This is a genomic window from Hirschia sp. (assembly GCF_058892565.1).
This window is the reverse complement of sequence record NZ_JBZXVU010000017.1, coordinates 123,772-129,771: the sequence shown is the minus strand read 5'-3', so window position 1 is coordinate 129,771 and position 6,000 is coordinate 123,772. Positions and strand designations below refer to the sequence as shown.

8 protein-coding genes are annotated in these 6,000 nt (G+C 45.0%); all 8 read left to right on the top strand.

Annotated elements, in window-relative coordinates:
• The coding region (gene murJ, locus AC5EF3_RS07460; RefSeq protein ID WP_493547575.1) for a murein biosynthesis integral membrane protein MurJ at nt 1-783 on the top strand (783 nt) is incomplete at its 5' end.
• A gap of 85 nt (nt 784-868) precedes the next feature.
• The gene (gene trpS / locus AC5EF3_RS07455) at nt 869-1,900 is read left to right on the top strand and encodes a tryptophan--tRNA ligase (protein ID WP_493547574.1); all 1,032 of its coding nucleotides are present in this window, start codon (nt 869-871) and stop codon (nt 1,898-1,900) included.
• Between the two features lie 53 nt (nt 1,901-1,953).
• The gene (locus tag AC5EF3_RS07450; RefSeq protein ID WP_493547573.1) at nt 1,954-2,490 is read left to right on the top strand and encodes a copper chaperone PCu(A)C; all 537 of its coding nucleotides are present in this window, start codon (nt 1,954-1,956) and stop codon (nt 2,488-2,490) included.
• A gap of 88 nt (nt 2,491-2,578) precedes the next feature.
• A complete protein-coding gene (locus AC5EF3_RS07445) occupies nt 2,579-3,541 on the top strand; it encodes a hypothetical protein (RefSeq protein WP_493547572.1) in 963 nt (320 codons plus the stop codon).
• 88 nt (nt 3,542-3,629) lie between these two features.
• Nucleotides 3,630-4,181 carry a universal stress protein gene (locus AC5EF3_RS07440; RefSeq protein ID WP_015828910.1) on the top strand — a complete coding sequence of 184 codons (552 nt, stop codon included), beginning with the start codon at nt 3,630-3,632 and terminating at the stop codon, nt 4,179-4,181.
• A 90-nt stretch (nt 4,182-4,271) separates the two neighbouring features.
• A complete protein-coding gene (locus tag AC5EF3_RS07435) occupies nt 4,272-4,844 on the top strand; it encodes a NifU family protein (RefSeq protein WP_493547571.1) in 573 nt (190 codons plus the stop codon).
• A gap of 23 nt (nt 4,845-4,867) precedes the next feature.
• Nucleotides 4,868-5,509, top strand: a complete 642-nt coding sequence (tsaB, locus tag AC5EF3_RS07430) for a tRNA (adenosine(37)-N6)-threonylcarbamoyltransferase complex dimerization subunit type 1 TsaB (RefSeq protein ID WP_493547570.1) — start codon at nt 4,868-4,870, stop codon at nt 5,507-5,509.
• A gap of 10 nt (nt 5,510-5,519) precedes the next feature.
• Nucleotides 5,520-5,981, top strand: coding sequence for a ribosomal protein S18-alanine N-acetyltransferase (gene rimI / locus AC5EF3_RS07425; protein ID WP_493547569.1), 462 nt, complete (start codon nt 5,520-5,522; stop codon nt 5,979-5,981).
• The last annotated feature ends 19 nt before the right edge of the window (nt 5,982-6,000 follow it).

Here is a 6,000-nt window from a genome sequence, read left to right as displayed (position 1 = left end):
TGGCTGGCTTCAGCGGATCGGTTTTATCAATTGCCGCTTGGTATTGTTGGTGTGGCTGTTGGGGTAGCGATATTGCCTAGATTATCCCGTGCCATGAGTAAGGTGGGGTCTTCTGAGGACACGCATAGGACGCTGGATGAAGGTATCTCATTGGCAATGGCTTTAACGCTGCCTGCCGCTGTGGCGCTGGCGATAATACCGTTCTTTTTGATTGATGCTTTGTTTGGCCGGGGCCAGTTTGATGCATCGGATTCAACATTAGCTGCGAGTGCTTTAATCCATTATGCGTGGGGTGTGCCGGCTTTTGTGTTGGTGAAGGTGTTGGCTCCAGCATTTTTTGCGCGCCATGATACAAAACGTCCAATGCAATTTGCTGTCGTGTCAGTGTTGGTCAACACAGTTTTGGGTGCGGGTGCTTTTTTCTGGCTACGTGGGCAAGGTGATTATGGGTTTCCTGCATTAGCTGCGGCGACAAGTTTTGCAGCTTGGCTGAATGTTTCCATGCTATGGCTCACATTGATAAAACGGGGCGATTACAAACCTAGCGGGTTGTTGATTAGCCGAATGCTGCGCGTCTTTGTTTCGTGCGGAATACTGGGAGGCTTCCTGTATTTTGCTAATGATTATAAAAATTTGACCCAGACATATCTTTGGGAATCTCAGATATTGGCGTTAATCGCGACGGTTGCAGTCGGTGGTATATTGTATGGGATCGCAGCATTGGTGACGGGTGCGGTTTCTTTGCGTGAAATTCGCAATGCCATGCGTAGGTCTGCAACTTAATCGAAGCGAGGTGTTGAAACGCTTGCATGTGCGGCTTGTTGTGCGTTAGAGGCTAGGTTCTCTTCCAATTAAAAGGCGCAATTAGATGAGCGATTTAAATACAGGTTATCAAGGTCCAGAACGCGTGTTTTCAGGCATGCAACCATCAGGAGACCTTCATCTTGGCAATTATCTTGGCGCATTGATCAATTGGGTAAATATGCAAGACGCGCATGAATGTGTTTTTTGTGCCGTTGACTTGCATGCGATTACAGTGCCTCAAGACCCTAAATTACTGGCGGGTCAAACTCGGGAGATTGTTGCCGCTTGGTTGGCCGCAGGAATTGATCCAAAGAAGAACATTGTGTTCGCTCAATCATCGGTTCGAGCGCATACTGAATTGGCTTGGATTTTAAATTGTACCGCTCGCATGGGCTGGGCAGAACGCATGACGCAATTTAAAGACAAAGCAGGTAAAGATGCTGAACGTGCGTCTGTCGGGTTGTTTACATACCCTGTTTTGATGGCAGCGGATATTTTGGCGTACAAAGCGACACATGTCCCTGTGGGGGATGACCAAAAACAGCATTTAGAGTTAACGCGCGATTGTGCAAATCGATTTAACCGTGATTTCAATGCGCCGGACTTTTTCCCAATTCCTGAACCGCTTATTCAGGGGCCGGGTGCGCGGATTATGTCTCTAAAAGATGGGACAAAGAAAATGTCCAAATCTGATCCATCTGAATTGTCACGAATTAATTTGATTGATGATGCAGATACGATTGCAAAGAAAATCAAAAAAGCTAAATCCGATGCTGATGTTCTTCCGTCTGAAGTAGAGGGATTGGACGGACGCCCAGAAGCGCGTAATCTGGTTGGGATTTATGGCGCTTTGTCGAATAAAAGTAGCGCCGATGTGCTTGCTGAATTTGGCGGTGAAGGGTTTGGAAAATTCAAACCAGCTTTAGCAGAATTAGCAGTTGAAAAGATGGCTCCCATTTCTCAAAAAATGCGAGATTACATAGCCGACCCTGCTCAGATTGATGCGGTATTGGAAGAAGGCGCTGAACGCGCGAGCGCGCTTGCAGATCCGATTTTGAAAGAGGTACGTCAAATTGTTGGGTTTTGGGGAAACTAAGCCTGAATTTGAACAATTGCATACATAGACTAGCTATAATGGAGCTTTAAATAATGTCTTGGAATACTTTTGGAAAAACACTTGGTTTAGTTTGTTCAGCGTTGATTTTGGCCTCGGCTTGCTCGCCTAGCAATGAGGTTGATGAGAATGTGTCTGCCGCAACTGAGTCTTCAACAATAAGTCAGCCTGATGTGAGCCTCGTTGAGTCAGCGATCAACATCCAAAACGGAATTATTCGTCCGCCTCTGGGTGGTAAAACTGTTACGGCTGGGTATTTCACTATGGTGTTAGGGCAAGATGATCGCATTATTTCAGTTTCATCTGATGTTGCCGAAACTATAGAGCTCCACACGCATGAAATGTCAGATGGCATGATGCAGATGCGCAAAGTAGAGGGTGTTGATGTGAAAGCTGGCGTGCCCGTTGTATTTGAGCCCAAAGGTTTGCACTTAATGATTTTCGGTGTGAATGACGTTAAAGAGGGTGACACTGCTGATGTGACGTTCACTTTTGAATCTGGACGAACCGCAAGTGCATTATTTACAGTTTCTACGCCAGATGTGTCAAAAGATGCTGGACATAAACATTAATGAAACGTAATTTTTAGAGACGTTGTAAAATTGGTGCACTCAGTTCCTATTGAGTGCGCCAGTATTCGTCTTTTAGGTTGTTTTTTTAATGAGTGTTCTTCAATTCAGTCGAAAGAGTGAAGTTATCGCTGAAGAGCCGACGCCGGTCGAGATAAAGAAACCTATACCTTTAAAAAAGAAAACGGCCGAAGCGCTTAAAAAATCTCGTATACCAAAAATTTTCAAACGCTATTTATTGATAGCGACTGGATTTGTATTGATCCTTGCTTATCCATTTATGGTGTTGCAAGCCAATAAGATTAGCGATGATCTAAACTTTCCAGAATCTATTCAGCAGACTTGGTCTTCGCCTTGGGCGGGGGTAGGGGCTCAATTACTGGAGCGCGAAGTTGAACAGCATGGGTGGGCAAATGATGCTCCCATTTGGTCGCCTTTGGCGCGTTTAACCGCTATGCCTGCTTACCAAAAGGCAATTGGGCATGCGATTGGTGATTATGCTGAACTGGTCAATGAAGAATTGGGCGGTAGTGCAGCCGCTGATTTGAATACTGTCGCCTTATTGTTGTCTCGGGATATCTCCAAAAATGAAATTCGGGCAGCAAGTGAAGCTTTAATCAGCTTTAATGGCGGGGTTCGGTTACATCGCTATGATGATACTTTAACGTCCAAACGCTATGCTGAGCGCGTGGACTTGATGATATCTTGGATGAGACAGTCAACAGGTGAATTAGCAAGCGTTATTAATTCCCCTGATAGAAAATTGTTTGAAAAATCTGCAATTGAAGCGGTTTATACAGCCAAAGCGCGCGCTTATGTGGCGCACCGGTTTTTGAGTATTATGCAGGCTCCCGTGGGGCTATCCATTAAAAATGAACATGCGGAAGCAATTTCTCAGCTGGAAAAGGCCGCAAGTTTTAAACCCTTATTGGTTGCAAATGGAAAAGCTGACGGAATGATTTTTGCGTCTCATCCAGCCGCTCTATATCAACTTTTAAATCGGGTTGAAATGGCACTTTTTGAAGTTGCCGAAGCAGTAGAGTCTCAGAGTTAATTGCTTTCTATCTCGCCTAAATTGAAAATCGTGTTACATTTCGGAAAAATATAAAGTGACAAAACCAAATCCGGGGAGGATTTGTACATTGCAAATTGAAACTGCTCAGAATCAATCTGGACTTGACGAGATAGCATTGATGGAGCCTGATACAGGCATGGCTCTGACACGTAAATTTCTGACACTTGCTGACGATACTCAAGAGTGTTTTTCAGCGATTTTATTTGCAGCTATGCGTGCAAAACGCGTGGGTGCAGGATTGGTCATTATGCGCGCGGTTCAGGTGTCGGGCATGGGGCATTGGCGCGGCCTTGATGAAGATATGCGCACAGAAGCGATGGATAATGCTTTGGCTGAGGTAAAATCTATTGCAAGATTGATTAAAGATCGCATTGATATTGAAGCTGAAATTATTGTCGAAATTGGCAAGCCCGAGCAAGCAATTTCCAGAATAACGAATAAAGACAAGACCATAAAAGTGATTGTGCTTGGTTCTGGATCAGGACGAGCCGGGCCAGGTCCGCTTGTATCAAGGATTGGTCGAGGTAAGGCACTTACTGAACGGCCCGTGGCTATTACGATTATCCCAGGTAATTTGACGGATGATGAATTGGACGAAATGGGCGGGGCTAGCCACTAATATCCCACTGTGTCAGTAGGAAAAACCGGAAAAGACACTTGTTTTTGGTTTGTAAAAGAGCCATTTCAGGACTCTTAAAGGAGACCTATCATGTTTATTCAGACCGAAGCTACACCAAATCCAGAAACCTTGAAGTTTCTTCCGGGTCGTGAAGTGTCTCCTAAGACGCCGTATGAATTTCTAAATGAGAAGGAAGCTGGCTCATCTCCGCTTGCAGCTTTCTTGTTTACTCTCAAGGGCGTAAAAACGGTTTTCCTTGGTGCTGATTTCGTGGCTCTCACAAAAACACAAGAAACAGACTGGGCGATTTTGAAGCCTCAAGCGCTGGCTGCAATCATGGATCATTTTGTATCGGGAATGCCCGTCATGGCAGATTATAGTGATCCGGCTCCAGTTGAAGAAGTCGTATATGAAGGCGAAAATGCAGAAATAGTCGCAGAAATCAAAGAATTGATTGAAACACGTGTGCGTCCAGCCGTTGCCAATGATGGTGGTGACATTATTTTTGAAAAATTTGATGTTGATACGGGTGTGGTGACGCTGCAAATGCGGGGTGCATGTGCAGGATGTCCATCATCAACGATGACGTTGAAAAGCGGTATTGAGAACATGTTGCGCCACTATGTACCAGAGGTAACAGCGGTAGAAGCCGCTGCAATGTAAGCGGCTTAATCAGGCGATATTCTATGCGAATTTTGGCGATTAATACCGTAGGGCAGGCTTGTGAAGCTGGTATATGGGAAGGCGATAAATGCCTCTCTCATGTCAAAGAACCTATGCGTAATGGTCATGATACGCGTTTGCCATTGATTACAAAACAAGCCGTTTTAGAAGCAGGTTTGGATTTTGATAAAATTCAGCGTATCGCTGCCGTTGCAGGTCCGGGGTCGTTTACGGGTGTGCGGGTTGGGGTCGCATTTGCTAGAGGGCTAGGGGTGGCTCTAAATGTGACTGTAGCTGGCATTAGCAGTCTAGAAGCAAGTTTGCCGGATGAGACACAGGGGCGAGTCTTGGTGGCGCTTCCTGCGCGTCGACGCGAACCTGACCTAAGCTGGTGGGCGCAGATCTTTATTGATGGTGAGCGCGCGGGAGAGCCTGTCGAAGCTGATATTACTCAGATGCGAGGCTTGGTTGGTGAAGCTGATCATGTTTTTGGGGATGGTTTGGCAGTTCTCAAAGACGTTGTGTATGAGGAAGCGTTTCCCAAACTTTCAAGAGCTGCGAAGTGGGCGGTTTCGATCTCAAATAATGAACGGGCAAACCCCCAATATGTGAGGGAGCCTGATGCTGTGCCGATGAAACTATCGGTTTCCAACGAAAAAACGTGAAAGTATCTCAATGACAGAAGTCAGAAAGATAGAGCTTTCAGATTGTCCAGCCATTGCGCAAATCCATGCCGATTGTTTTGATAAGCCATGGTCGAGTGGTGATATGGAAGAATTGTTGAAGCAATCTGCAAATTCTGGTTTGCTTATTACACAGCAAGGACAAGTTTCTGCGTTTGTGATGGTGATGAAGAGTGTAGATAGTATCGAAATTCTTACGATCGCGACCCATCCTGAAAAACAACGACAGGGTTTAGCCAAAAAATTGCTGATATCGGCTGATCAAATGTGGGCTGATAATCAAGACAAGAATTGGTTTTTGGAAGTTTCGAAAGCTAATGAAAGCGCTATTTCTTTTTACGAAAAACTTGGATTTTTAAAGACAGGCATTCGGAAAAATTATTACAGAAAATTAGATAATAGCCGTGTTGATGCATTCATTTATAGTACTAAACTTGGTAAATTATCGCAGTAGTTGTAGGGTTTCTAAATAT

Excerpts from the sequence above, each read along its gene's own strand:
- trpS (WP_493547574.1), top strand. The coding sequence starts at position 869 with ATGAGCGATTTAAATACAGGTTATCAAGGTCCAGAACGCGTGTTTTCA.
- AC5EF3_RS07450 (WP_493547573.1), top strand. The coding sequence starts at position 1,954 with ATGTCTTGGAATACTTTTGGAAAAACACTTGGTTTAGTTTGTTCAGCG.
- AC5EF3_RS07445 (WP_493547572.1), top strand. The coding sequence starts at position 2,579 with ATGAGTGTTCTTCAATTCAGTCGAAAGAGTGAAGTTATCGCTGAAGAG.
- AC5EF3_RS07435 (WP_493547571.1), top strand. The coding sequence starts at position 4,272 with ATGTTTATTCAGACCGAAGCTACACCAAATCCAGAAACCTTGAAGTTT.
- tsaB (WP_493547570.1), top strand. The coding sequence starts at position 4,868 with ATGCGAATTTTGGCGATTAATACCGTAGGGCAGGCTTGTGAAGCTGGT.
- rimI (WP_493547569.1), top strand. The coding sequence starts at position 5,520 with ATGACAGAAGTCAGAAAGATAGAGCTTTCAGATTGTCCAGCCATTGCG.